Here is a 25780-nt window from a genome sequence, read left to right on the forward strand (position 1 = left end):
GCCCCATCGTGCGGGCCGCCCGCGTTCCCCGTATTGGACGAATTTCCCTCAGAGCGGCACGTGGTTGGGCTGGTCGGGGGAGCGGGGCCGGTACTCGGTCGGCCGCAGCCCGGCGATGTCGCGGAAGTCGCGGATCAGATGTGACTGGTCGGCGTAACCGCAGGTGAACGCGAGCTCCGCCCAGTCGACCGGCCGGTCGTACGGGATCCGCCGGAGCGTGCGCTGGAACCGCCGCACGCGGGCGAAGCGCTTGGGCGTCAGGCCGACGCGGTCGTGGAAGAGCCCGATGAGGCGCTTTCGGGTGAAGCCGAGCCGGTCGGTCACCTCGCCGACGGCGGCGCCCCGGTCGAGCGCCGAGATCGCGGCCTCCAGGGCGGGATCGCGGTCCAGGTCGCCCGCCTCGAGAAGGACCGACTCCAGGGCGTCCAGGATCTCGGCGGGACCGCCGGCCTCCAGGAGCCGTTCCCGCACCACCGCCCCGGCGCGGCCCCAGAGATCCTCCAGGACGACCAGACCGGGCTCGGGCGGGAAGAAGGGGAACGCGCCGCCGGGCTTGAACGCGACCCACGCGATGGCCCGCTGGTCCTCCGTGTCGATGACGGAGGGCCGGGACGTCGCGCCGAGGACCGCGGCTCCGCCGGCCCCGCCGGTGAACGCGTCGGCGTGCAGGTTGACGAACAGCTGGGCGCAGCCGGTCGGGATGGATTGCTCGCGGACGGCGGGGCCGTGCGACTCGGAATAGCCGAGGCCCGCCACGAACGGATCGAGGGCCGGGTGGAGAGGCCCGCGATGGAACAGCACACCCCCAGCCTAAAGGCGCGCTCCGCGGCGTCCCAACTCGTCCGGCCGGCCGTCCGCGGGCGTCACAGCATGACCGCTCCCGCGACGGCCGCCGACGCGACGGCGAGAAGGCCCACGACGTTGACGGCGATGTCCGTTCTCAGGGAACGCTGGTCGGCCACGCGGTTCAGGGTGAAGACCGCCGGGTCGGCCGGGGTGTAGTGCACCGTGACCTCCCGGCCCCGCGCGCCGCCCGGGTCCGGGATCTGCTGGGTGCAGTGGGCGGTGACGGCCGCGCCCTCCCGCGTGGTGAACGCCACGACCGGCGTGATGGTGGTGAGGGTGCCGCCGTCCCCGTCGCTGCTGACGTCCTTGAGCACCGCGATGACCCGGCCCTGGACGGCGATCATGGAGGCCAGCGCTTCGCGGCGGCGGCGCGTGTCGCGGATGTTCCCGGGCAGGTGGAAGGCGCCGACGACGGCCCACGGCCCGCAGAAGCCGAGCAGCGCCCACGGCCAGCCCCGGTCGATCGCGGCGACGACCACCGCCCCGGCGTAGACCAGGAAGAGCGCGAGGTTCGGCACGACCAGGCCGCGGCCGCCTCGCCGGGGCCGGTCGGTGAACCGGTACGCGTGCGGCCTTCCGCGCGGGTAGTGGACTCCGACCTCGCGGCCCGTCCACGCGGCGGTGATCATCTCGCCCCGGTCACCGTCGTTCGTCACGACGACCTCCCGTCCGCTGGACGGGTCGCGGTAGGAGACGACCACGGGTATCCCGCCCTTCCGGGAGCCGCCGTGCCGGGGCTCCCGCACCTGCTCGATCCCGCCCGTGACCCGGACCGTCCGCTGCGCCCGGGTCATCCCGGCCAGCGACAGCCCGTAGCCGACCAGCGCGACCGTCCCCAGAACCGCGCACCACAGCACCAGGTATCCGTGCCAGCCCATACGTCTTCCTCCTGCCAGTTCAGGAACGGTCTGCCGGACACGCCGCCGCGGGTGTCACCGCACCGGGCTGCGCCGCACCACTTCGCCGCGTCCGTCCGCCTCCATCGAGGCCGTGCCTTCGGAGCCGGTCACGGTGATCCTGATGGTGAGGGAGCCGGTGACGCGGTCGGCGGTGAGCTGCCAGCTCCGCGGCGATTCGACGCCGAGGGTCGTCCTGGCCGCCGTGACCAGGGACGGGATGCGGTCGTAGGGCACGGAACGCAAGTCGAAGTGCGGGGCCTCTTTCCCAGTGGGGAGAAAGACGATCGACAGCAGGCGGTTCTGCACGACGAGGGTGACCGCTCGGCGCCTGTCCTTGCCCTGGGTGAGCGAGTCGACGGCCCGGCGCAGCTCTCCGTCGTCGAGCAGCGACCGGCCCGGACCGAGGACCATGGTGCTGGACGCCGACGTCACGATGGTGGTCGACGGCGTGGGCGTGGAGAAGACGGACGGCTTCGGGGAGGGCTGCCGCGCGGCGCCGCCCTGGGGGAACATGTCGGCACGGAAGAGCAGGACCACCGCGGCGGCGCCGAGCAGCAGGCCGAAGAGCGTGGCGAAACCGGCGGCGGCGCCCTCCGGGGGGTCGCTCACCATGGCGGGCCCGGGCGCGGAGTCGATGCGCGCGCCCGCCGCCCGTTCCTCCCACTCGGGCGTGGGCCGCTTGACGATCCTCACCTGCCATGGCCGGTCCGGCGCGTACTCGACCACCACGACGCTCTGCGGCCGGTAGTCGGGGAGGTCGGCTATGTGGACGTCCTGCCTGATCTCGACGCGGTACGCCGGCGCACCGTCCGGCGCGACCGTGAGATCGAAGCGCACCGGGACGTCGGTCTCCTCGCCCTTGACGGCCTCCCGACTCTCGATCACCGCCAGCGCCGTGCAGGGCGCGACGGACGCCTCCCGGAGGCGCCGCGGCGCCCCGGCGAGGAAGACGAGCAGGCCGTAGACCGCGGGCACCGCCAGACCCGTGACGAACAGCGGCACCCTCTCGATGACGATGCCGGCGACGAGGGCGGCCAGCGACGTCCCCAGCACGCCGCCCGTCAGGAACCCCCGGGCGAGGTCGACGGGAGCCCGGTGCGCGGGCGGCGTCGCCGCCGTGATCGTCATACGGGCGATTCTGTCGGTTTCGGGCGCCGCCCGACAGGTCCTTCTTCACTTGGCGGGAATTTGAGGGATTCCGCGCCCGGTCCATAGTCCCGGGGGCGGCGCTCCGCCGCCGGGACTATGGACAATTCCTATTGCCGTCCCGGCGTGGCAGCCGTCCGGCCGGGCCGCTCCGGAGGGACGCGCACCCCGGCTCGGGGACAGGCGGTACCTGCGACATGGAGGAATCCGAATGCCGGACCAAGGCGACCTTCCGGCGCCGAGCCAGGGGCTCGTGCTCACGCATTTCCTGACCGTCCGGGACGTGGCGGTCTCCAGGCGGTTCTACGCGGACGTCCTCGGCGGTGAGGTGGTGCTCCCGGAGAACCCGGCCATCGTGAAGGTGGCCAACACCTGGATCATCATGAACCCCGGCGGCGGCCCGACGCCGGACAAGCCCGACGTCGTCCTGAGGCCGCCCGAGCCCGGGGACCCCGTGTCGGCCTTCATGAACGTCCGGGTCGCCGACATCGAAGCGTTCCACGCGGCGGCCACCGCCCGGGGGGCGCGGTTCCTGACCGAGCCCCTGGACCGCAAGGCGGAGATCCGCTGCTACATGCGCGACCCGGACGGCTATCTCATCGAGGTCGGGCAGGCCACGGGCATGCTCCACGGCGTCTTCGCCGACCGTCCCGCGCCCGGCTAGGACGCCGGCCGAGGCCTCACGGCGCGGAGGCGCCGCCGTCTCGCGCGGGGGCCAGCAGGCCGCGGACGCGCTCGTACTCGGCGGCCATCTCCGGCGTGGCGAGGAAGTCGTCGAGATCGGCGGAGACCTCGTGGTCGACATCCTCGATGGAGCGGATGGCGAGTTCGTAGAGCTCGCCGCGCCGGCCCTTCTCCAGGTAGCTCTGCCAGTGCCCGAGCGCGCTGATGGCGGTGAGGACTCCGATGTCCAGATCGTCGTCGACGAGGATGCCGTCATGGATCGTCGTCAGCGCCTCCAGCAGCTCCGCGGCGCTGATCGTCCGGACGTTCGCGCAGGCGGCGGCGAGTGCCGCCCGGGCGTCGTCGTCGAGTTCGTCCTCGGCCGCCCCGCTGAGCAGCTCCGGCCGCACCAGACGGGTGACCGTCTCCTCTCCGAAAGCGCGAACGTCCTCCTCGGCGGCTTCGATGACCAGTCGGAGAATGGAGGCCTCAAGCTCGCTGTAGTTCACGCCCGCAGCCTAGGGCTGCCGGAGGTCGAGGAGGGGCCGATGCCGCCAGAGAACGAGGCGCGGCGGCACGAGTGGCGGATCGAGGCCCGGGAGTACGCCCGCCACGAACGCCGCCGCGGTCGCCGGTTCGCGTTCACGCACCTCGTTCCCGCCCGTACGGCGCTAGTGGTGCTCGACATGGTGCCGTTCTTCGTGTCCGCCAACCCTTACTGCCAGGGGATCGTGCCCGACATCCGTCGGCTCGCCGACGCTCTGCGGGCCGCAGGCGGCACGGTCGCCTGGGTCCTGCCCGCGGTGGGCGAACGCACGGCGGTGGGCGACGAGTTCTTCGGACCGGAAGCGGCCGAGGCGTACCGTACCGCCGGCGGCACCGGGCCGATGGCCGAGCGCCTGTGGCGCGGCCTCGCGGTCCGTGCCGACGATCTGCTGGTGGAGAAGTCGGCGGCCAGCGCCTTCTTTCCGGGGCGGTGCCCCCTTCCAGGTCTGCTGGAGGAGCGCGGGGTCGACACGGTCCTGATCACCGGCACCGTCACCAACGTGTGCTGCGAGTCCTCCGCGCGCGATGCGAGCACCCTCGGGTTCCGGGTCATCATGGTCGCCGACGCCAACGCGGCACGCCGCGACCAGGACCACAACGCCACCCTGCACACCGTCTACCGGTCCTTCGGCGACGTGCGCCCGACGTCCGAGGTGCTCGACATGATCGAAGCGAACTCCTAGCGCGCCACCCGTCCGTTCGGAGCGTCGGCCCGGGCGGTGGAGAGGGGGCGTATTCCCGCGGTCCTGCGGCCCCGAAGCGCGCGTTGCCCTTCTCGTTCCTTTACGGACAGTACGTAGTGTCCAGATCAATCTTGTTCTCGGACCGTTCGTGGCCAGGTCACGGACGAACACAAACGGAGGAAAGATGAGTACTGACGAATTTGGTCAGGCGTCCCATGTGGGCTCGCACATTAATCTGCTGAGAGATTTATCGGGGGTCGGCGGTGTAGGCCCTGGCACGGTGGACGCCATTGTGGTTCCCACGGTCGCTCCACACCGCGTGGGGCCTGTGATCGCCTTGGCGGAGGCGTTGAAGTGCACGATCGTCCTGTTGTGCAGCACATCCGTGCAGTCGCGGGAGATCAAGACGAGGTACGCGCTGCCCTCGAACGCACTTTGCCTGACGGTCCCGCCATGGCACAGTCACCCGCTGCTCGACTTCGAGCGGCGAGTGATGGAGAAGCATACGGACATCGCGTTGAAGAGGAACATCGGCCTTCTCCTGGCCCGCCTGTGCGGCTGGCGGACGATCCTCTTCTTGGATGATGACATACGAGGCATGGAGCCTTCGCTGATCCGGAGGGCCGCCGCTCTGACCGAGCAGTATCGGGTGGTGGGATTTCAAGTTCCCGATTTTCCGGATAATTCAGTTGTATGTCACGCCAACCGGGTTTCCGGGGGAGCGCAGTCGACCTTCATGGGAGGCAACGCGCTCCTCGTCGACACGCGTCGCGCGGACACGTACTTCCCCGCGATCTACAACGAGGACTGGCTGTTCATGTACGACGCGGTCGCCGATCGCTCCGCGGGCGTCGCGGGGAAGCTGCGGCAGCTGCCGTACGATCCGTTCAGCCGGAACGCCGCAACGGAGGAGTTCGGCGAGCTCATCGCCGAAGGCCTGGTCCGGGCCCTGCACTCCGGCGCGGACGTGACCACGCTCTACTTCTGGATGGACGCGATCAAGAAGCGCTCGCGTTTCATCGAGGAAGTGGGGGACCGCCTGCGCGGGGCTTCTTCCGTGGGGGACGAGCGATCTCCGGATCGCGACCGGATCCTGCGGCGCCTCGACGAGGCCAAGAAGCGTCTCCTGGAGATCTCCCCGCTCGGCTGCCTGTCGTTCTACCGCACCTGGCGGGGGAACGTGGGCATCTGGCAGCGGCAGCTCCTGGACCTTCCCACCTCCCTCACCTCCCAGCAGGCGGTTCGCTACCTGCGGCTGTCGAGCGAGTAGGGCTCGCTGGCGGGGGAGGGGTGAGACAGCAAGTGTCCGACGAGCCTGGCCACCCGCGGCCGGTCTGACCCAGCACGACCGGTCCCGGGGCCTGAAGCCCCGGGACCACCGGCTTCGAGGAAGGGTTGAGCCTTCCCCTAGGGCACGATCGTTCCGTCCCCCGCCACCGCTGCCTGCCGGTAGTCGCTGGGGGAGGTGTCGTAGGCGGCGCGGAAGGCCCGGGTGAAGGCCGAATGGTGGGTGAAACCCCAGCGGGCGGCGATCTCGTGGACCGGCACCCCGTGCTGAGCCGGGTCGGCCAGGTCCCGGCGGGCGCGTTCCAGGCGTTCGCGGCGGATCAGTGCGCCGACGGTGACGTCCTCGTCCTGGAAGAGACGGTACAGATGGCTGGTCGAGATATGGTGCGCGGCCGCGACGACCGACGGGGTCAGCTCGGCATCGTGCAGGTTCCGAGCGACGAAGGAGCGGATGCTCAGAGTCAGGGTCCGCCGGTGGGCCTCGGGAGAGAGGTCGCGGTCGGCGTCGAGGGTGTGGGCGAACAGGGCCGAGACCAGATCGGTCAGGACGGCGCCGAGCCGGGGGCCGTCGGTGGCCAGGTAGGCGGCGGTGTCGGTGCTGAGGCGGGTGAGGAAGCCGCCCAGTAACGCTCCGACGCCCTCCCGTGCCGACAACGGCCGGCCGATCGCGCGATCGGCGCTCCTGCGCGGGAGCGCCAGGACGTCCCGGGGAATCTCCACGCCCACGCACCTGACGGACTGGTCACGCCGCCCGACCTGGACCGTGCAGGGTCGCCAGGAGTTCTGGCCGTGCAGGTCGTAGGGACGGTATTCCGCCTCCCGGTCGTCCCAGCTGGCGCGTGCCACCCCTTCGACGACGAGGGTGAGGTTGTACGTCCCGGGGTCGGAGTGCCTGATGAGTTTCGCCGTCCGCCGGGACAGCAGCGGCTGGACGGTGGACGGCCACACGGTCACCGCGCCGAGTTGCAGGATGCGCTGGTGAGCGCGGAAATCCGCGGCATATTCGCTGCTCAGGTCCACGGGGGCGTGCGTACGCCCCATCCATTCCCGCCAGCGGTCGAATCGTTCGGCCGGGGGGAAGTCCTCGGTTCTGTACACCGTTTCGATCACTGGCTTCCCCAAGTCCGCTCGTTATGGCCATGAGGTTACTGGTCGCTTCTCGGGCGGGCGCCCTTCGAAGCCGTGGACGCCGCGCCCATGCCCCGCCGCGCGGGCCGGTCGAGAGCGGCGCGGATCCGCGAACAGTGTCAAAGAATCGTGGAGGCATCGTCAAAGACGAGCGGAAGCAATTCAGGCATGATGGCGGGAACATGAGTGGGCCGCCCGCGCTCCCCGCGACTCACCTGCTTCGAAAGAGCCACTGGCAGAAACCGCACCGGTTCGCTTCAGTAGGGAGACGTCCCATGGTCGAGTGCGGATGGCGAACGACGGAAGATGAGGACTGCGGTGGACGCTCTACGGCCCGGGGACCCTCGTGCGATCGGCCGGTACGCGCTGTCGGCCCGCCTCGGCGCCGGGGGAATGGGGCAGGTGTTCCTCGGTTCGTCTCCCGGAGGCCGGCCGGTCGCCGTGAAGCTGGTCCATCCGGGTCTCGCCGCTGACGCCGAGTTCCGCCGGCGGTTCAAGCGCGAGGTGGAGGCCGCGCGCCAGGTAGGCGGCTTCCACACCGCCCCCGTCGTCGACGCGGATCCCGACGCGGAGATCCCATGGCTGGTCACGGCGTACGTGCCCGGGCCCTCGCTCGCCGCCGCGGTCGCCGACCACGGTCCGTTCCCGCCGGTCTCGGTACTCGCCCTGGGGGCGGGGTTGGCGGAGGCCCTGGAGGCCGTCCACCGCGCCGGCGTCGTCCACCGCGACCTCAAGCCCTCGAACGTCCTGCTCGCCGCCGACGGGCCGCGGGTCATCGACTTCGGCATCGCTAGGGCGGTCGACGCCTCCGGCGTCACCGCCCTAGCGGGGACCCCCGGCTTCATGGCGCCGGAGCTGATCTCGGAGGGCACGCTCACCCCGGCGTGCGACGTGTTCGCCCTCGGCGCCGTTCTCGCCTACGCCCTGGGAGTCCGCCCGTTCGGGGAAGGACCGGTGGAGGCGCTGACCTATCGGGTGGTGCACAAGGCGCCCGCTCTGGACGCTCTGCCCGCTCCGCTGAAGGGCGTCGTGGCGGACTGCCTCGCCAAGGACCCCGCCGCCCGCCCGAACCCGGCGGACCTGGTGGGAGTCCTCTCCTCGGCCGGTGAGGGCGGTGCGTGGCTTCCCGCTCCCGTGCAGGACATGCTGACGCGGTATCACGTCACCGGCGCCACCACCCTCCCGCCGGTGAACGCCGCGACGGACGCCTTCGAGGACGACCGATCCCGGACCACTCCGCTGCCCGACCGCCACGGGTCCGTGCGGTTCGAGGCCAGTGTCGCTCCCGTGATCCTCGCGCTCGTCGGACACGCGCTCCGCCTCGTCGCGGGGATCGCTCTCGGCCTGTTGACCGTGACCACCGCGGCCGGCTCGGTCGGCTCGGCCGGCGTGTTCTTCGCGCTGATGCTCGCGATCATGTCCGTGCTGACCTTCTGGCTCGTGCGCGAGCCCGCGGTGTGGACGCTCCCCCTCCTGAACGCGCTCTGGAGGCCCGGTGAACTGACGGTCGGCGCCGAGGGCCTCGAACTCCGGTACGGCGGCCGCCGGGTCCATTACGGGTGGCACGAGATCGGCCGGGTCGTGGTGCGGCGCGCGAAGCCGGCCGGGTGGGCGGTCTGCGTCTTCCCGCTGCCGGGGACGCCCTTGCCGGCGGCTCGGGGGCCGCGGACGCCGTTGTGCTACCTGGACAAGGGAAGCGGCTGGATCGTGGTCGTACCCGTCCACCGGCTCAAGGGCTCCCGCAAGGAGATCGAGATGACTCTCGCCAGGTACGCGGGCTCCCGGTGGGGAGGCAACGCCTGACCCCTCCGGCGCCGGCGCGCCGCCGGCCGGCCTCGGGCCACCCGCCCGGCGAGGGCCCGGGCGGGCGGCCTGCCCGTGAGATGGCGGTCCGCGAGCCGCCGGGTCCCGCCCAGCCCGATGCCGTCCGCACATCCGGTTCCGTCCCGCCCGCCGTTCCCGGACGGTCAGGCGATCAGTCTCAGGCCGGGGACCGCCAGCGTCAGGGGGCCGTCGTAGGACTCGCGAGCCTCCCGCAAGGCGGCCATGGGGTCCGCCCAGGGCCGCAGGTGGGTGAGGACGAGGTGGGCGGCGCCCGCCTCCCTGGCCAGGCGTGCCGCCTGCGCCGGGGTGAGGTGGGCGGCGGCGGAGCCGGGGGTGCCGACGGCCGCCGCCGCCTCGCAGAGCAGGACGTCCGTTCCCCGGGCCAGTTCCAGGAGCTTGGCGCATTCGCCGGAGTCGCCGGAGTAGGTGAGGCTCGCGGATCCGGCGGTGACCCGGACGGCCTGCGCCGGCACCGAGTGCCGCACCGGAGCCGTCTCGATCGTCAGCGGCCCGAGCCCGTACGGCCCCGCGGGCGGCTTTCGCCAGTCGAGGGCCCGCGCGTAGCCGGACGGGGCGGCGACGTGCGCCTCGGTGCCCGCCGGGGCGATCACCGGCAGCCGGGCCGTGGTGCCCCTGCGGTCCCGCAGGTAGGCGAGGGGCACCAGGTCCGAGCAGTGGTCGCGGTGCCGGTGGCTGATGACCACGGCGTCGATCGCGCACGGGTCGGCGAAGCGCTGCAGCGGTCCGAGCGCGCCCGTCCCGGCGTCCAGCAGGAGCCGGAAGCCGTCGTGTTCCAGCAGATAGCAGGAGCAGGCGGCCTCCGGCCCCGGGACGGTGCCCGCGCAGCCGACGACGGTCAGGATCACGGCAGGACGCGGGCCACGAGGTCGGCGACGGCGCCCTCGGCGCAGGGGCCCACCACCACGTCGGCGGCGGCCCGGACGGTCTCGGCGCCGTCCCCGACGGCGGCGCCGAGACCGGCGGCCTGGATCATGTCCAGGTCGTTCGGGTTGTCGCCGATCGCCGCGACGGCGCTGAGGGCCACGCCGCGGGAGGCGGCCAGCTCGCGCAGCGCCGTGCCCTTGGTCGCGCCCGCGGGCAGCGCCTCCAGGTAGGTGCTCTCGGACCGGACGAGGGTGACGCCGGACACGGCCGCCGAAACCGCCTCCTCGGCCGGATCCATCAGCTCGGGGCGGTCGCAGATGAGCATGACCTTGACGATGTCGTCGAACGGCAGGTCGCCCCACGAGCCGATCCGCTTGAGCTCGATCCCGTCGCGGCGGGCGTACTCCAGCAGGGCGGGCGAGGAGCCCGTGGTGTGTGCGCGCCCCTGGGTGAAGGCGACCGGCCAGACCCCGGCGGGCAGCTCGGCGAACAGCAGCGTGAGCTTCGCCCAGGCGGCGACGGCGAGGGCGCGCCGGTGCAGGACGGCGCCGGTGCTGAGGTCCACCACGCGCGCCCCGTTGTAGAGGATCGCGGGGGTCGTCAGGCCGAGCGTCCGGTAGTACGGCAGCGCGGCCTCCTCGCTGCGCCCGGTGGCGATGACGACGGTGCCGCCGGAGGCGACGAAGCGGCGCAGCGCCGCCAGGCTCGGCTCGACGATCCGCAGGTCGCGCCCGACGAGGGTCCCGTCCAGGTCGGTGACGATCCAGTCGACGGTCCGCAGTCCGGTGGCGCTCAAGCGGGCTCACCGGCCTTCACGAGGCCCGCGACCTCGGCGATGACGGAGCCGTCCAGGTCGAAGCCGGCCACGCACGCCAGGTAGCCGGGGGCCTCCCAGTCGCGGCCGCCGGGCTCCCCGTTCAGCGGCAGGTAGGTGCCGCCGGCCTGCCTGACCAGTAGGACGGCCGCCGCGACGTCCCACGCGTTGACGGACGTGCCGTAGGCCACGTCCGCCCATCCGGCGGCGACGTGGGCGAGGGTGAGGGCGGCGCTGCCCGGGCGGCGGACGGTGGCGAACGCGTCCACCAGCGAACCGAAGCTCCGCAGCGACTCCTCACCTCGGCGGTGCATCTCCCGCGCGTTGGGGTAGCCGGTGACGAGCACCGCGGTCTCGTCGCGGGTGGCGCCGCGGCTGCGGATCGGTTCGCCGTTGCAGGTGGCGCCGTCGAGCGTGGCGGTGAACATGTCGTCGCGCACCGGGTCGTAGACGACGCCGGCCACCAGCTCGCCGCCCATGGCCGCGCCGATGGACACGCAGAAGAACGGCAGGCCGACGGCGAAGTTGGCCGTCCCGTCGATGGGGTCGACGAACCAGCGCAGGTCGCCGTCGCCGCCGCCCACGCCGCCCTCCTCGCCGACGACGACGCTGCCGGGGGTGTGCTCGGCGAGCACCTGGCGGATCGTCTCCTCCGCCGCCCGGTCGTGCTCGGTGACCGGGTCGTGGATGTCGCGCTTGAGATCGACCTCGGGACGCGACCGGAACGCCGTCCGCAGACGGTCCCCGGTGGCGCGGGCGGCGAGTTCGGCGATCCCGGCGAGCTCCCGCGAGGCGGGGACGTCGACGCTCATCGTTCTCCTTCTGTCGTGGCGGTGAGCAGGTCCAGCAGTCCGTGCCCGTCGTCGACGACGGCGTCGGGGCGGCAGCGGACCTCGTACGGGACGTCATGGGTGCCCTTGGCCACCATCAGCACGTTCCCGCCGACGCCGGCGCGGTGCCCGCACAGGACGTCGCGGTCGAAGTTGTCGCCGACGTACCAGGCGTCCGACGGCTCGACGCCGAGGGCGCGGGTCGCGATCCAGATCATCTCCGGGTTGGGTTTGCGGATGCCGACCTCGTCGCTGTACACCTCCAGGGCGAGCTTGCCCGCCAGCCCCGTCGACGCCGTGTAGTCGCGGTGCACCGCGCCGGACAGCGCGTTGCTGACGACCGCGCAGGGGATGCCGAGCCCGGCGGCGGCGTCGAGCAGTTCGGGGATGCCGGGACGGGTGCGGCGGTCCTGCCGCAGTTCGCCCATTCGCTTGCACAGCGGGGTGGCGTGCGCGACGACGAGCTGCCGCGCGGGCGCGGGCCAGTCGGCCGCCACGTAGTCGCCCCAGAACGCGGCGTGGGTCGTCTCGCGCGGCGCGTACGGGCGGGACATGGCGTCCTTCCAGCACTTGTCCGCGGCCGCGCCCGCCCTGATGTCGGTCTCGATCGCGGCGGCGTCGAGCTCGCGGGAGCCGGCGCCGGTGAGAAGGGCGTGGACCTCCTTGGCCAGAGCGGCCTGCCAGCCGTCCCGCTTGGAGGTCTCGACCAGCACGCCGCCGAAGTCCAGTAGCAGCGCCCGCGGCCGGCGCAGGGGCGCGGTCACAGGGCGGCCTTCTTGACGGGCGCGACGGCGTCGTCCCAGGCGCCCATCCGGGAACCGTCCTCGGCGAACACGTGGAGTCGCCCGGGTCGCGTCCAGCAGTGGAGCCGGTCGCCCGGGGCCGCCTCGGGGTCCTCGTGGGTGACGGCGAACAGGTCGGTGTCCAGGACGCGCAGCTGCACGGTCCAGCTCGACCCGGTCGGCAGGACGGTCTCGACGACCGCCTCGTCCCACAAGGCCGCGTCGGGCACCTCGTCCCGCGACTTCGCCAGCTTCAGCGCCTCGGGACGGACGCCCGCGCACGCGGGCCCGCTCAGCCCGGCGTGCTTCTCCACGAAGCGCAGCAGCGACCCGGCCAGCCCGTCGGGCTCGTCGCCGAGGGGGACGATGTTCATCGGCGGGCTTCCCACGAACTCGGCGACGAACCGGTTGGCGGGCCGCTCGTACATCTCCATCGGCGGCGCCACCTGCTGGAGCTCCCCCTCCGCCATGACGGCGATGTGCGTGGCCATCGTCATGGCCTCCATCTGGTCGTGGGTGACGAACACGACCGTCGCGCCCGTCTCCTCGTGGATGCGCTTCAGCTCCGTCCGCATCTCCAGGCGCAGCCGCGCGTCGAGGTTGGACAGCGGCTCGTCCAGCAGCAGGACGTCGGGGTCGACGGCGAGCATCCGCGCCAGCGCGACGCGCTGCTGCTGGCCGCCGGACAGCTGGGACGGGTACCGGTCCATGCAGTCGGCGACGCGGACCTTCTCCAGGGCCTCCCGCGCGCGGGCCTTGCGGCGCTCCGCCGGGACCCGGCGCATCCGGAGCCCGAACTCGGTGTTGCCGCGGACGGTGAGGTGCGGCCAGAGCGCGTAGTTCTGGAACACCAGTCCCATGTCCCGCTTCTCCGGCGGGACGTAGACGCCGCGCTCGACCGAGTCCAGGACCCGGTCGCCCACGCTGATCTCGCCCAGGGTCGGCTGCTCCAACCCGGCGATCATGCGCAGGGTGGTGGTCTTGCCGCAGCCGGACGGCCCGAGCAGGCAGGTGAAGGACCCGTCCGGAATGACGAGGTCGAGGTCCTTCACCGCGGCGCGGTCGCCGCCGACGTAGTTCTTGACCACTCCGCTGAGGGTGATGGCCGGCATGGTCAACCTCCGATGCCCGAGGCCAGGCTGCTCTTGGTGAGCCGCTGGGCCAGGTAGGTCATGGTGAACGAGAGCAGGGCGATGACGAGCACGACGCCGTTGGCGAGCTGGGTGTAGCCGTAGTCGACGAGCCCGATGGACAGGGTGGTGAGCAGCTGCGTGCCGGACGTGGTCAGCATGATGACGATGCTGAGCTCCTTCAGCCCGGAGATGAACGGCAGGACGACGCCGGTGACGAGCGCGCCCCGCTGGATCGGGATGATGATGCGGACCATCCGGGTCGGCCAGCGCGCCCCGCTGATCTGCGCGGCCTCCTCCGGCTCCCGGCCGAGCTGCATCATCGCCGAGATCCCCGACCGGGACGAGTACGGCAGGTGCGTCACCACCATCACCAGGACGAGCAGCGTGATCGTCCCGTAGAGGGCGGGCACGGGGCCGCGCCGGACGGCGAACAGCGACAGGCACGCGGCGGCGAACGCGATGCCGGGCACCAGGTACGGCAGGAACGACACCTGCCGCAGGAAGGCCGAGACGCGGCTCCCGGCGCCGCGCACCACCACGTAGCCGATGAGGAGCCCGACGAAGCCGCAGACCAGCGCGGCCAGCCCGACGATCCGCACGCTGTTCCAGGCCGCCTCCCACAGCTCGTTTCCGCGCAGCACGCCGTGCGGGAACCCGACCGCGCCCTCGATGTCGGATCCGAACCAGTACTTCAGCGTGAAGTTGCCGGGGCTGAACACGCCGGGCGTCTTGGTGATGGTGGACAGCAGCAGCGTCAGCACCGGGATGACGACGCTCGCGGCGAACACCGCCATCGCCAGCCCGAACGCGGGCCACCGCCAGCGGCGCAGGTCGCCGCGGCGGTCCATGGCGCCCTTCCCGCCGACGGTGACGAACTTGCGCTGCTCGCGCACCAGCCGGGTGTCGACCACGACGACGAGCACTCCGATGAGCACGATCACGCTGGCGATCGTCGAGGCGACGCCGGTGCTGCGGTCGCGGATCGCGTGGTACAGGCTCGTCGACAGGACGTTGTAGTCGCTCGGCAGCCCGAGGATGTAGGGGGTGCCGAACGTGCCGAGGACGCGCCCGAGGACGAGCAGCACCGCCGACGACAGCGCCGGCAGCATCAGCGGCAGCGTGACGCGGCGCAGGACCGTCCGGCCGCCGGCGCCGAGGATGCGCGCCGAGTCCTCCAGCTGGGAGTCGATGCGGCGCAGCGCGTTGCCGAACAGCAGCAGCACGAAGGGGTAGTAGTGCAGGCCGAGCGTCACGATGATCGGCACCGGCCCGTAGGCGAGCCAGTCGGGGGTGTGGATCCCGGCGCCCTGCAGGTAGCCGACCTGCCCGCCGGACCGCTCGTTCTTGAACAGCGACAGCCACGCCAGCGCGAACGTCCAGGACGGCAGCATGTACGGCACGACCAGGGCGCCGGCCAGGAACTTGCGGCCCGGGACGTTCGTGCGGGTCACGAGCCACGCCATCGACCCGCCGACGGCGAGCGCGAACACGATGACGCCGACCGCGACCGTGAGGGTGTGCAGGAGCGGTTCCCAGAACAGCAGCCTGCTGACCGGGGAGCGGAACACCCGCCACAGGTAGTAGCTCGTCCACGAGCCGGCCCCCTGGCCGGAGCGCGCCTCGTCGCCGTACTGGACGCGGCCGGCGTCCGAGACGACGGAGACGAGCGGGGCGATGACGAGGTAGAGCAGCGCGGCGCTCAGGACGAGGCCGAGCAGCACGGTGGGGTTGCGCAGCAGGACGCGGGACCGGTAGAGCACGCGCCGGCCGCGTGACACGGGCCGTGCGGAGGCGGCGACCGCCATGGGTTCTTCCTCCGGGGTGGAGCCCGGCGGGCCGCTCGTGCGGCCCGCCGGGGGTCGGGCAGTGCTCAGGAGTGGTTGACGCGCCAGAAGTCCTTGATGTCCTGGCGGTTGCGGAAGTCGGCGAGCAGCTTGTCGGAGGAGAACCAGTACAGCTGGGTGTTCCAGTCGGTGAGGCCGGGCGGGTTGTGCGGGCTCACCCCGACCGCGTCGTTGCCGGACACGCCGCCGGAGTGGGCCTCGATGTCGAAGCCCTCCTTCGACATCGCGAAGTGGACGAACAGCTTGGCGGCGTTGGGGTGCTTGGACTTCGCCGCGATCGTCGCGAACTTGGGGTAGGCGAAGCCCGTCCAGGGGTTCAGGCCCTCGCAGACCTTCATGTTGAAGCCCTTGCCCTCCAGATCGCGGAACTTGGCGATCGAGAACAGCCCGATGGTCGTCCGGGTCTGGTTGGGGGCGCCGACGGCGGTCGCGACGTCCTCGTCCTCGGTGGTCAGCACCGGGTCGTTCTTCGCCAGCCGCTTCACCCACTCGTGGGCGGCGTCGTCCTCCCCGGTCTTGAGCTTGCCCTTGCCGAGCTGCTCGTAGGCGGCCGCGAGCTTGTCGGAGCTCCGCTCGGAAAGCTGGGTGAACCACTGGGTGAAGACCTCCTTGCCCAGCGGGTCCTGCATCATGACCTTCCCCTTCCACTGGGGGTCGGTCAGGTCCCAGACGTTCTTCACCGGGCAGCCGCCGGGGTTGAGCTTGGGGTTGTAGGCGAACACGTACGCCTTCGAGATCATCATCAGCGGGTTCCGGTTCTTCTCGCCGATGGTCGCGGCGAGGTCCGGCGGGATCCAGGTGGTGACGATCTTCTGGGGGAGGAGCTGGCCGACGAGCATCGGGCCGTCCTCGAACAGGCTGACGTCGATGGTGACGTTGCCGGCCTGCGCCTCGCGCGTCATCTTCTCCGCGGTCGCGGCGGCCTTGGACTTCTCGCCCTCGGCCTTGATGCCGTACTTCTTCTCGAACGCGGCGGCCATGTCCTTGACGTCGCCGCTGCCGTCGTAGGCGAGGAGGCTGCCCTCCTTCTTCGCGGCGGCGATCAGTGCGTTCAGGTCGAAGGACGCCGCGTCCTCCACGGTCACGGAGGGGAGGGGCCGGTCGGCCCCGGCCTGCCCCTCGCTGGACGGCGCGCACGCGCCCAGCGCCGCCGTGGCGAGGGCGGCGGCGACGGCGGCTCCGGCCCGTGCCCGGCGCCCTCTCATCATGGTGCGGATCATGGTGGGTTCTCTCCTCGCGCTGTGCCCGCAGCCCCGACCTGCGGCTTCATGGTTCGATCAGTGACTGCGTTTGAGCATCGCGTCCGACAACGCGTCGGCCGCCTCGCCGAGCCGCCGCCCCACCGCGTCCAGGCGGTCGAGCAGCTCGCGCCTGCGCAGGACGTCGATGTCCAGCGGTCCGGCGAACAGCCGGGTCAGCGCCGCCTGCCGGGTCTCCCGGACGCGGTTGCCGGCCTTGCGCGCGCCGAGCGCCGCGACGGTGACCGCGGCGGGCTCGGCGAGGACCTTCCGGACGGCGGTGTCGAGGGAGGTCAGCCCCTCCAGCACCGCGTCCAGCGGCGGTACGGCGAAGCCGAGTCCGGGCGGCCCGAACAGGTCGGCTTCGCGGACGAAGTCGCGGAGGTTGTCCAGGACGTCGTCGACGGAGCGGGAGAGCCGGTACAGGTCCTCCCGGTCTATGGGGGTGGCGAGGACGCCGCGCAGCATCGCGGCGAGCGCCGCGCGCTCGGCGTCCCCCGCGTGCTCCAGCTCGGCCATCCGGGCGCGGGCCTCCCCGGAGGGGACCCGCCCGGCGGCCATCTCCCGGGCCAGCTCGGCGCCGTCGCGGACGGCGCGGATCTGCCGGGCGACCTGCCCGACGACCCGGTCTCCGGAGCGTCCTCGCAGGTCGTCCCAGATGAGCCGGACGCGGCGGACGGGCCGGACGGCGGCGCTCACAGGGTCCTCACCGCGACGCCGCCGAGCGTCCCCGCGGCGAACGCGAGCGGCAGCGTGAACAGCCACGCGGCGCCGATGCCGACGACGTTCTGCCAGCGCACCCGGGAGGCGCCCTCGCTGGCGGCGACGCCGACGACCCCGGCGGTGACGGACTGCGTCATGCTGACCGGCGCGCCCGCCAGCGAGCTGGCCGCGACCGACGCGGCCGCCGCCTCCGTGGACACCACGTGCAGCGGCCGGGCCAGCACGAGCCCGCGCCCCAGCCGCTCGCCCACCCGGTGGACGGCGCTCAGCGCGCCGGCGCAGAAGACGACGGCGATCGCGATGAGCACCACCGGGGTCGGCTGGACGGGGCCGACCCCGCCGAGCCGCCGCGTGGACACCACGTGCCGCGCCACGCTGACGACGGCGAGCATCTTCTGCCCGTCGTTGGCGGCGTAGGCGGCGCACTGGGCGGTGTAGGCCAGGACGTGGGCGGTCCGGACGGCTCCGGGCATCCCGGCGAAGGACGGCACGCGCCGCGACGCGAGCCCGAGCCCGAACCCGACGGACGTGCCGACCAACGGGGCGGCGGCGCCGACGGCCAGGACGAGGCCGAGCCCGCCCCAGGCCACGTCGAGGCCCATGCCGAGTCCGGCGCCGCCGATGCCGCCGACGATCGCCAGCGTCAGGCTGGTCGGCAGGCCGCGCCTGGTGAGCCCGGCGACGACGGCGAGCGCGACGGTCACGCCGAGCAGGAAGGCGAGCGCGCCGCGCCGGTCGCCGAGGTCGGTGAGGCCCTCGGTGAACGTCCGCGCGACCGTGACGGTCACCTGCGGGACCAGGACGAGGGGCACGAGCACCAGCGCGGTCAGCAGCAGCCCGGACGAGCGGGGGTAGCGCCCGCTGAGGCCGAGCAGGGCCGCGCCGTCGTTGACGCCGGTCACCCAGACGAAGGCGAGCGCGACCGCGCCGAACGCCGCCGCCCAGATCATCGGAGCTCCGCGAGCGGGACGCGGCGGCCCTCGCGCAGCGAGAGCGTGGCGGCCTCGGCGACGAGGAACGCCTCCAGCGCGTCGTCGACCGTGCAGGGGCTGTCCGCGCGGCCCCTGGCCATTTCCAGGAACGTTCCAATTTCGTTCGCGTAGGCGGGTTCGAAGCGCTCCTGGAAGTCCGTCCACGGATCGCCGGGCGGCCAGTCCACCCCGGGCTCGGCCGACCGGAGCGGGGCGCGCTCGTCGAGCCCGACCACCCAGGTGCCGGCGGTGCCCGACAGTTCCATGCGCACGTCGTATCCGGCGCCGTTGTACCGCGAGCCCTGCATCGTGGCGAGCGTCCCGTCGTCCATGACCAGGACGGCGGCGCTGGTGTCCACGTCCCCGGCGGCCGAGAAGTAGGCGTCGCCGCGGTTGGCGCCGACGGCGGTGACCGAGGCGACCTCCCGGCCGGTGACCCAGCGCAGGACGTCGAAGTCGTGGATGTGGCAGTCGCGGAAGATCCCGCCGGACGAGCGGACGTACTCGGCCGGCGGCGGCGCCGGGTCGGCCGTGATCAGGTGGACGCGGTGGAGCGTTCCCAGCCGCCCGTCGAGGACAGCCTGCCGCGCCGCCGCGTACCCGGCGTCGAACCGGCGCTGGAAGCCCACGTGCACGGGCACCCCCGTCTTGGCGGCGCGGTCGCGGACCTCCAGCGTCGTGCGCAGGTCGGGCGCGACCGGCTTCTCGCAGAAGGCGGGGACGCCCGCGTCGCAGGCACGGACGAGCAGCTCGGCGTGCGTGGACGTCGGCGTGGCGATGACGACCGCGTCGAGCCCGGCGGTGAGCACCGTCTCCGGGTCCCCGGCCGTGGCGCCGATCGGGCCGGCCAGCGCCGCGGCGCGGCGCACGTCGGCGTCTCCGATCAGCAGGGTGTCGACCTGGGGATGGCCGCCCAGGAACCGGGCGTGCGACGCCCCGATCCGCCCCGCGCCCAACAGTCCGACCCGCATGGTGCCTCCCATGGCTGTCCGATCGGATGGCGAGTTCATCTGATGGACCGGCGGCGGACACCGGTTGTTCATCTGCTCGTCATCTTCGTGTGGCTTGGGCCACATTTGTAGCCCGCACCGGAACGGCAGTCAAGACTTTGTTCTTACATCTTGACGTTCTGACTTGGACTGGAGTCTTCCCCGGGCCGGCCGTGGCCGTGCGGAGCTGCGGGAACGGCGGGACAAGGCTCGGCTCCGCCCGGCCGCGTCCGGCCAAAGGCGTGCGCGAGCCCCCCACGCACGGTGTAATCGCGTGCCTCGGGCGCGGCGGATCCACGTGCCGCGGGCATGGCTGAAGGGCGTGCCGCGGATCCGGCCGGAGCCGAGAGGGCACGCCTTCCGGGCGTCGCTTCCGGCCCGGGCTACCGGGTGGTGCCGCGCTCGTCGAGGACGGGCGGGACGGTGACGCGCCGGGTCTCCGCCTGCGCGCCGTCCCCGATCCGGTCCAGCAGGATCGCGGCGGCCGCGCGGCCCATCTCCGCGGCCGGCGAGGCGATCGTCGTCACCCCCGCGGCCCGCGCCCCCGGCGGATCTCCGTGGACGATCAGTGAGACGTCGTCCGGCACGCGCCTCCCGGCGCGCAGCAGCGCGGCGAGCGCGGCGACGCCCGTCGTGTCGCCGAGCGCGAGGACGGCCGTCGGCGGTTCGGGCAGACGCCACAGCTCGTCCGGCCGGGCAACGACGGCGCCGGCCGGGCACGCGCGGCGCAGGGGCGAAGGGCGGGGACCGAGGTCCAGGCAGGCGACGCGGTGGTGGCCGAGGTCCGCCAGGCGCCCGAGCGCCCGCTCGACGGCCGCGGCGCCGTCACCGGTCACGCAGTCGACGCGGTCGGAGCGGACGGAGCGCCCGACCACGGTCACGGCGCATCCGGCGGCGGCGCGCTCGATGTCGGCGGCGGGCAGCTTCGGCCCCGCCAGGACGACGCCGTCCGGGCGCAGGTCGAGCAGGTCGTCAAGGGCGGCCCGCTCGCGCGCCGGGCCGCCGCGCCCGGTGGCCAGCAGCAGGCGGACGCCGCGCCGGGCGGCCTCGTCGGCGAGCCCGTCGTAGACCGCGCCGTACCAGGGATCGCGGAGGTCGGAGAGGAGCACGCCGATCATGCCCGTCCGGCCGGCCGCGAGGCTCCGCGCCATCATGTTGGGCCGGTAGCCGAGTTCCCGGGCCGCCCGGAGCACCGCCTCGCGGCGCTCCCTGCCGACCTTGGGGGAGCCGCGCATCACCAGCGACACGAGCGCGCGCGACACTCCGGCTCGCGCTGCCACGTCCTCCAGGGTCGGGTGGGTCATGCGGTGTTCTCCCGGGTACGGCGAGTCGCCGCCATGAAGGGCATGGCGGCGACTCGCGTCGGTGCGGTTCGCTGCTAGCCGCGCGGGTCCCAGTCGCCGGGCGTGACGTCCAGGTCGAGCGGGTCCGCCACATCCTCCCAGTCCACCAGCTTGAAGTTGGTGTTCTCCCGGACCTCGCCGTTCCCGTCGGTGACCGTGGGGGTGTTGACGCCGTCGTGGACGACGAGGAGGCCGTTGTCGAAGCCGCCGACGGGGGCGCTGGTCACCATCGCCCCGTCGCAGACCTCCGACCCGTCGACCGTCGATCCGGCGGCGACGCGGAAGTGGCCGAGGTACTGGCGCGGGTCCTGGCGGTCGTAGACCACGAAGGTGTCGTCCCCCTGGCTGGAGGCGAGCAGGTAGCCCTCGCCGTCGTCCTGCCGGTAGATGGACAGGCCCTCGGCGTCGGCGGTGAGGTGCGTGCCTCCGACGCCGGGGTCGGGCCCGCTCGGGGCGCACTCCTCGGTCTCGGGGTCGTAGGCGGCGGGGACGCCGTACTCCCGGACCTTGTCGACGAGCTGCGGCGAGCCGCTGCCGAGCGGGATGCGCCAGATGCCGACGTCCTCCTGGGCGGCGAAGAGCACCCCGTTCTCGGGGTCGGCGACCATGCCCTCGACCTGCGGTCCCTCGCCGGGGTCCTCGCAGGGCGCCCAGGTGCCGCCGCCCGGCAGGGCGAACGAGGTGGGCAGGTCGACGTCGCGGACGTGCCGGTAGGTGACGGTGCCCGCGGCGGTGGCCTCCAGCCGGACGGTGCCGATCCGGGAGGTGTGCCGGCGGCTGAGCGCGACGTAGGAGGCGCCGCGGGAGTCCTTCCAGGACGCCAGCCCGTACGCCGTCGCCTGCTCGTTGATCTCGTCGAGGGAGGAGGAGAAGACGGGCGGGGCCGCGGGGTCGGTGACGTCGGTGAGCGGGGGCCGGTGGGCCTCGGCCTTCGCGGGGTCGATCGTGTAGGTGCGGACGGTGTCGCGGCCGCGGTCGGACACGACGGCCAGGTCGACCTTGCGGCGGCCGAGCTGGAAGCCGTAGATCAGGTCGACGTTGTTGAACCGTCCGGGCTCGTCGCCGGGCCGGGGCGGGGTGGGGGCGGCGAGCCGCTGGATCTGCCGGCCGGCGGCGTCGTACACCGCGAGGCCGCCCTGCTTCAGGGTCGCGACGATCAGGTCGCCGTCGCGGTCGTCCGGGTGGCTCCAGATCGCCGGGTCGTCGGCGTTGGCGTTGCCGCCCGCGTCGTCGTCGAGGTTCGCGGGCGTCTCCAGCGCGGCGCGGACCTGGGCGAGCTCGTCGCCGTCGGCGACCGCGGGGACCGCGGACAGGAAGGCCGCGGCGAGCGCGGCGGTCGTCGCCGCGGCCGCCAGGCGGGCGCCCTGGGGGGTGGGTCGCAACTGCATCGGGTTCCTCCTGATGCGTGGGGGGATGCCTGAACGGTAGGCATTAGAGCGCTCTAATTCAATAGAGCGCTCTAATTGATCAAGAGATTTTCACCGGCCGTTCGCCGGACGGGCCGGCTAGCGCTCGACGAGGGTGAGGGCGAAGGAGTACCGGTCGGCGCGGTAGACGTGGCAGCCGTACTCGATCGCGCCGCCCTTGTCGTCGTAGGCGGTGCGGGTCATGGTCAGCAGCGGGACGCCGCGCCGCTCGTCCAGCAGCCGGGCCTCGGCCGCCGTCGCGCCGCGGGCGCCGATCGTCTGGTTCGCGATGCGCAGGTTGATGCCGGTCGCGCGCAGCAGTTCGTACAGGCCGTGCTCGGCGAGGTCGGCCTCGCCGATCCTGAGCAGGTCGAGCGGCAGGTAGTTGGTGAGCAGGGCGAGCGGCTCGTCGCCGGTGAACCGGATGCGGCGCATCCGGGTGACCTCGGCGCCGGGCGGGACGCCGAGCTCCTTGGCCACCTGGTCCTCGGCGGGGACGGTGCCGAGCTCCAGCACCTCGGTGCGCGGCTCGCGCCCGGCCGCGGCCAGGTCGTCGTGCAGGCTGGTCAGCTCGATCGGGCGGCGGATCTCCGACTGCACCACCTGCGTGCCGACGCCGCGCTTGCGCACCAGCAGCCCGCGGTCCACCAGGTGCTGGATCGCCTGCCGGACGGTCGGGCGCGACAGCCCGCACCGGTCGGCCAGCTCGACCTCGTTCTCCAGGCGGGTGCCCGGGGACAGCTCGCCCTCCCGTATCGCCGCCTCCAGCTGCTGCGCGAGCTGGTAGTACAGCGGGACGGGGCTGCTGCGGTCCACGGTCACGCGCGGTCGGTACACCCGGCGCCTCCTCTCGTCCCCACGATCGTACCCGCCGCCGTCGGCTAGCTTATTACCTCATAATGTCATAACAAACTATTGACATACCTTCCCGGCTTTCAGCAGACTCGGCGAGGCCGATGCCGAGCACGGAACCGGGCCCGTCCCAGGGAGATGGTGAGCCAATGATCAACGACCGCGTCGCGGGAGCCCCGATCTCGTGGGGGGTGTGCGAGGTGCCCGGCTGGGGGCACCAGATGGACCCCGGGCGGGTGCTGGGGGAGATGCGCGATCTCGGGCTGGCCGCCACGGAGTTCGGGCCGGACGGCTTCCTGCCCGCCGGGGCCGGGGAGCGCGCCGCCCTGCTGGCCGAGTACGGGCTCCGCGCGGTGGGCGGCTTCGCGCCCGTCGTGCTGCACGACCCGGACCGCGACCCGCTGCCCGAGATCCGGCGGGTCCTGGCCGGCTTTGACGTGGAACGCTCCAAGTCGGAACTGACGCTGGTGCTGGCCGCCGTCCACGGGCTGGAGGGCTACGACGAGCGTCCTCCCCTCGACGCCGCCGGGTGGACGGCGCTGCTGACCAACCTCGACCGGATCGCCTCGCTGGCCGCTGAGGCGGGCGTGCGGGCCGTGCTCCACCCGCATGTCGGGACCATGGTGGAACGATCCAATGAGGTTCGGCGCGTCCTCGACGGGTCGGGCGTCCCCCTGTGCCTGGACACCGGCCACCTGCTGATCGGCGGCACCGACCCGGTGGAGCTGGCGGCGGGCGCCGCCGAGCGGATCGCGCACGTGCACCTCAAGGACGTCGACGCCGCGCTCGCCGAGAGCGTGCGGCACGGCCGCACGCCCTACACCGAGGCCGTCCGCGCCGGCCTCTACCGCCCGCTCGGCGCGGGGGACGTCGACATCGCCGCGATCGTCGGCTCTCTCGAAGGCGCCGGATACGACGGCTGGTACGTCCTGGAGCAGGACACCGTCCTGGACCGGGAACCCGCCCCCGGCGCCGGGCCGCTGGACGACGTCCGCGCCTGCGCCGAGTTCCTCGCCGGGATCGGCTCATGAGCGGCGCCGCGTCCTTCGACGTCATCACCATGGGCCGCGTCGGCGTGGACCTCTACCCGCTCACCTCCGGGGTCGGGCTGGACGAGGTCGAGACGTTCGCGCGGTTCCTCGGCGGCAGCGCCACCAACGTCGCGGTCGCCGCCGCCCGGCACGGCCGCCGCACCGCCGTGATCACCCGGACCGGCGCCGACCCGTTCGGCCGCTTCGTCCGCCGGGCGCTCGCCGAGTACGGCGTCGACGACCGGTACGTCTCCGACGTCCCCGGCCTGCCGACCCCGGTGACCTTCTGCGAGCTGTTCCCGCCCGACGACTTCCCGCTGTACTTCTACCGCTTCCCGAAGGCTCCCGACCTGGAGATCCGGGCGGACGAGCTGGACCGGTCCGCGATCGAGGGCGCCGGGGTGCTGTGGGTCACGATGACGGGGCTGTGCGCCGAACCGTCCCGGACGGCGACGCTGGCCGCGCTCGGCGCCCGCCGCCGCGACTCCCTCACCGTCCTCGACCTCGACCACCGGCCCATGTTCTGGGAGTCGCGGGACGAGGCGCGGCGCTGGGCGGGCGAGGCCCTCGAACACGCCACCGTCGCGGTCGGCAACATCGCCGAATGCGAGGTGGCCGTGGGGGAGGCCGACCCTCTCCTCGCGGCCCGCGCGCTGCTCGACCGGGGCGTCCGGCTCGCCGTCGTCAAGCGCGGTCCGGACGGCGTCCTCGCCGTCGACGCCGAGGGCCGCACCGCCGAGGCGCCGCCGGTGCCGGTCGAGGTCGTCAACGGCCTCGGCGCGGGCGACGCGTTCGGCGGGGCGCTCTGCCACGGGCTGCTGTCCGGCTGGGACCTGCCGCGCGTCCTGGGCTTCGCCAACGCGGCCGGCGCGATCGTCGCGTCCCGGCTGGCGTGCTCGGCGGCGATGCCCACGACGGACGAGGTGCTGGCACTGACCGAGCAGGTGGCCGCATGACGATCGACCTTCCGGTGCCGCCCGCCGACGCGCGGGCGGAGCGGATCGCGGGTCTGACCGAGACGCGGGTGACGCGTCCGGAGGCGGTCGCCGAGGCGGCGGAGCGCAGGACCAGGCAGGACTCGCTGGTCGGGGAGTCGGGGCGGTTGATGCTGCTGGCCGCCGATCATCCGGCGCGCGGCGCCCTGGCGGCCGGTGGCGATCCACTGGCGATGGGCGATCGGGGAGAGCTGCTGGACCGGTTGTGCGTCGCCTTGGAGCGGCCGGGTGTGGACGGCGTGATGGGCACGGCGGATGTGATCGAGGATCTGCTGCTGCTGGGCGTGCTGGAGGGCAAGGTCGTGATCGGTTCGATGAACCGGGGCGGCCTGGTGGGTTCGGCGTTCGAGATCGATGACCGCTTCACGGCCTACAGCGCGGCTGCGATCGCGGCGTCGGGGCTGGACGGCGGCAAGATGCTGGTGCGGGTGGACGATGACGACCCGGCGACCGTGCGCACGTTGGAGGCGTGTGCTCGGGCGGTGTCGGAGCTTGCCGAGCGTGGGCTGATGGCGATGGTGGAGCCGTTCATCTCCCGGCGGGTGGACGGGCGGGTCCGCAATGACCTGTCGCCGGAGGCGATGACGCGTGCGGTCGCGATCGCGTCGGGGTTGGGGACGACGTCGGCGTACACGTGGCTGAAGGTGCCGGTGGTGGCGGACATGGAGCGGGTGATGGCCGCGTCCACGCTGCCCGCGCTGCTGCTGGGCGGGGAGGTCGCCGCCGATCCCGTCGCCGCGCGGGAGGGCTGGCGCCGTGCCCTGCGTCTTCCCACGGTCCGGGGCCTGGTGGTCGGCCGTTCCCTGCTGTACCCACCGGACGGGGACGTCGCCGGAGCCGTGGACGCCGCGGTGGAACTCCTGTGAACGAGGTATCGAGGGGAGTGCCGGGTGACGGCCGGCACTCCCCGCACGCGCCGGCC

The 25780-nt window shown here is 72.9% G+C and carries 25 protein-coding genes; 7 read left to right on the forward strand and 18 right to left on the reverse strand.

What is annotated here, in order from left to right; translation table 11 throughout:
- Window positions 1-48: 48 nt before the first annotated feature.
- The 3 genes from AB0C87_RS15575 to AB0C87_RS15585 form a co-directional block, all read right to left on the reverse strand.
- Entirely contained in the window at window positions 49-801 is a 753-nt protein-coding gene (locus AB0C87_RS15575) for a helix-turn-helix domain-containing protein (protein ID WP_345173685.1), read from the reverse strand.
- A gap of 62 nt (window positions 802-863) precedes the next feature.
- Window positions 864-1724 carry a DUF3592 domain-containing protein gene (locus tag AB0C87_RS15580; protein ID WP_360578047.1) on the reverse strand — a complete coding sequence of 287 codons (861 nt, stop codon included), beginning with the start codon at window positions 1722-1724 and terminating at the stop codon, window positions 864-866.
- 54 nt (window positions 1725-1778) lie between these two features.
- Window positions 1779-2873, reverse strand: a complete 1095-nt coding sequence (locus tag AB0C87_RS15585; RefSeq protein ID WP_360578049.1) for a hypothetical protein — start codon at window positions 2871-2873, stop codon at window positions 1779-1781.
- Between the two features lie 229 nt (window positions 2874-3102).
- On the opposite strand from AB0C87_RS15585, the gene AB0C87_RS15590 reads away from it, so the two are divergent.
- Window positions 3103-3555 carry a VOC family protein gene (locus AB0C87_RS15590; RefSeq protein WP_345173679.1) on the forward strand — a complete coding sequence of 151 codons (453 nt, stop codon included), beginning with the start codon at window positions 3103-3105 and terminating at the stop codon, window positions 3553-3555.
- A 16-nt stretch (window positions 3556-3571) separates the two neighbouring features.
- On the opposite strand, the gene AB0C87_RS15595 is transcribed toward AB0C87_RS15590, so the two are convergent.
- On the reverse strand, window positions 3572-4063 hold the full coding sequence (locus AB0C87_RS15595) for a hypothetical protein (RefSeq protein WP_345173677.1): 492 nt from the start codon (window positions 4061-4063) through the stop codon (window positions 3572-3574).
- Between the two features lie 39 nt (window positions 4064-4102).
- Between AB0C87_RS15595 and AB0C87_RS15600 the strand changes: the two genes are divergently transcribed.
- Together AB0C87_RS15600 and AB0C87_RS15605 are read left to right on the forward strand one after the other, a co-directional pair.
- Complete coding sequence (locus AB0C87_RS15600) at window positions 4103-4783, forward strand: isochorismatase family cysteine hydrolase (RefSeq protein ID WP_345173675.1); 681 nt, start codon at window positions 4103-4105, stop codon at window positions 4781-4783.
- Between the two features lie 184 nt (window positions 4784-4967).
- Window positions 4968-6053, forward strand: coding sequence for a hypothetical protein (locus tag AB0C87_RS15605; protein WP_360578051.1), 1086 nt, complete (start codon window positions 4968-4970; stop codon window positions 6051-6053).
- A gap of 137 nt (window positions 6054-6190) precedes the next feature.
- Here AB0C87_RS15605 and AB0C87_RS15610 read toward each other — a convergent pair whose 3' ends face one another.
- Entirely contained in the window at window positions 6191-7111 is a 921-nt protein-coding gene (locus AB0C87_RS15610) for a helix-turn-helix domain-containing protein (protein WP_360578190.1), read from the reverse strand.
- 405 nt (window positions 7112-7516) lie between these two features.
- On the opposite strand from AB0C87_RS15610, the gene AB0C87_RS15615 reads away from it, so the two are divergent.
- On the forward strand, window positions 7517-9001 hold the full coding sequence (locus tag AB0C87_RS15615) for a serine/threonine-protein kinase (RefSeq protein ID WP_360578053.1): 1485 nt from the start codon (window positions 7517-7519) through the stop codon (window positions 8999-9001).
- A 164-nt stretch (window positions 9002-9165) separates the two neighbouring features.
- Here the strand turns inward: AB0C87_RS15615 and AB0C87_RS15620 are convergent, their stop codons facing one another.
- The 13 genes from AB0C87_RS15620 to AB0C87_RS15680 all read right to left on the reverse strand — a co-directional run bounded on the left by AB0C87_RS15620 (window position 9166) and on the right by AB0C87_RS15680 (window position 22817).
- A complete protein-coding gene (locus AB0C87_RS15620; RefSeq protein WP_360578055.1) occupies window positions 9166-9888 on the reverse strand; it encodes an MBL fold metallo-hydrolase in 723 nt (240 codons plus the stop codon).
- A complete protein-coding gene (locus AB0C87_RS15625; protein WP_345173665.1) occupies window positions 9885-10703 on the reverse strand; it encodes a Cof-type HAD-IIB family hydrolase in 819 nt (272 codons plus the stop codon). The genes AB0C87_RS15620 and AB0C87_RS15625 overlap by 4 nt, the downstream gene beginning before the upstream one ends.
- Window positions 10700-11533 carry an inositol monophosphatase family protein gene (locus tag AB0C87_RS15630; protein ID WP_360578057.1) on the reverse strand — a complete coding sequence of 278 codons (834 nt, stop codon included), beginning with the start codon at window positions 11531-11533 and terminating at the stop codon, window positions 10700-10702. The genes AB0C87_RS15625 and AB0C87_RS15630 overlap by 4 nt, the downstream gene beginning before the upstream one ends.
- Entirely contained in the window at window positions 11530-12315 is a 786-nt protein-coding gene (locus AB0C87_RS15635) for an HAD family hydrolase (RefSeq protein ID WP_345173661.1), read from the reverse strand. The genes AB0C87_RS15630 and AB0C87_RS15635 overlap by 4 nt, the downstream gene beginning before the upstream one ends.
- Window positions 12312-13445 (reverse strand): ABC transporter ATP-binding protein, encoded by a 1134-nt coding sequence (locus AB0C87_RS15640; protein WP_360578058.1) that lies wholly within the window; start codon window positions 13443-13445, stop codon window positions 12312-12314. Before AB0C87_RS15640 ends, AB0C87_RS15635 begins: the two co-directional genes overlap by 4 nt.
- A gap of 2 nt (window positions 13446-13447) precedes the next feature.
- Window positions 13448-15271, reverse strand: a complete 1824-nt coding sequence (locus tag AB0C87_RS15645; RefSeq protein WP_360578060.1) for an iron ABC transporter permease — start codon at window positions 15269-15271, stop codon at window positions 13448-13450.
- A 65-nt stretch (window positions 15272-15336) separates the two neighbouring features.
- Window positions 15337-16518 (reverse strand): ABC transporter substrate-binding protein, encoded by a 1182-nt coding sequence (locus AB0C87_RS15650; protein ID WP_360578062.1) that lies wholly within the window; start codon window positions 16516-16518, stop codon window positions 15337-15339.
- Window positions 16519-16587: 69 nt separating this feature from the next.
- Window positions 16588-17247 carry a DUF47 family protein gene (locus AB0C87_RS15655; RefSeq protein WP_345173653.1) on the reverse strand — a complete coding sequence of 220 codons (660 nt, stop codon included), beginning with the start codon at window positions 17245-17247 and terminating at the stop codon, window positions 16588-16590.
- Window positions 17244-18221: an inorganic phosphate transporter gene (locus AB0C87_RS15660; protein ID WP_360578064.1), complete on the reverse strand. Its 978-nt coding sequence runs from the start codon at window positions 18219-18221 to the stop codon at window positions 17244-17246. Before AB0C87_RS15660 ends, AB0C87_RS15655 begins: the two co-directional genes overlap by 4 nt.
- Entirely contained in the window at window positions 18218-19213 is a 996-nt protein-coding gene (locus AB0C87_RS15665) for a Gfo/Idh/MocA family oxidoreductase (protein ID WP_345173649.1), read from the reverse strand. Before AB0C87_RS15665 ends, AB0C87_RS15660 begins: the two co-directional genes overlap by 4 nt.
- Window positions 19214-19614: 401 nt before the next feature.
- Window positions 19615-20535 carry a LacI family DNA-binding transcriptional regulator gene (locus AB0C87_RS15670; protein ID WP_360578067.1) on the reverse strand — a complete coding sequence of 307 codons (921 nt, stop codon included), beginning with the start codon at window positions 20533-20535 and terminating at the stop codon, window positions 19615-19617.
- 74 nt (window positions 20536-20609) lie between these two features.
- On the reverse strand, window positions 20610-21962 hold the full coding sequence (locus AB0C87_RS15675; protein WP_360578069.1) for a phytase: 1353 nt from the start codon (window positions 21960-21962) through the stop codon (window positions 20610-20612).
- Window positions 21963-22079: 117 nt separating this feature from the next.
- Window positions 22080-22817 carry a GntR family transcriptional regulator gene (locus tag AB0C87_RS15680; protein ID WP_345173643.1) on the reverse strand — a complete coding sequence of 246 codons (738 nt, stop codon included), beginning with the start codon at window positions 22815-22817 and terminating at the stop codon, window positions 22080-22082.
- 164 nt (window positions 22818-22981) lie between these two features.
- Here AB0C87_RS15680 and AB0C87_RS15685 point away from each other — a divergent pair, with 164 nt between their 5' ends.
- From AB0C87_RS15685 to AB0C87_RS15695, 3 genes are read left to right on the forward strand one after another with little or no spacing between them, the layout of a single operon-like run.
- Window positions 22982-23863 carry a TIM barrel protein gene (locus AB0C87_RS15685; protein ID WP_345173641.1) on the forward strand — a complete coding sequence of 294 codons (882 nt, stop codon included), beginning with the start codon at window positions 22982-22984 and terminating at the stop codon, window positions 23861-23863.
- Complete coding sequence (gene iolC, locus AB0C87_RS15690) at window positions 23860-24819, forward strand: 5-dehydro-2-deoxygluconokinase (protein ID WP_360578071.1); 960 nt, start codon at window positions 23860-23862, stop codon at window positions 24817-24819. The genes AB0C87_RS15685 and iolC overlap by 4 nt, the downstream gene beginning before the upstream one ends.
- Window positions 24816-25724 carry an aldolase gene (locus tag AB0C87_RS15695; RefSeq protein ID WP_353835342.1) on the forward strand — a complete coding sequence of 303 codons (909 nt, stop codon included), beginning with the start codon at window positions 24816-24818 and terminating at the stop codon, window positions 25722-25724. Before iolC ends, AB0C87_RS15695 begins: the two co-directional genes overlap by 4 nt.
- Window positions 25725-25780: the final 56 nt, after the last annotated feature.

The sequence above is a fragment of the Actinomadura sp. NPDC048021 genome, assembly GCF_040653135.1.
Lineage (GTDB): Bacteria > Actinomycetota > Actinomycetes > Streptosporangiales > Streptosporangiaceae > Spirillospora > Spirillospora verrucosospora.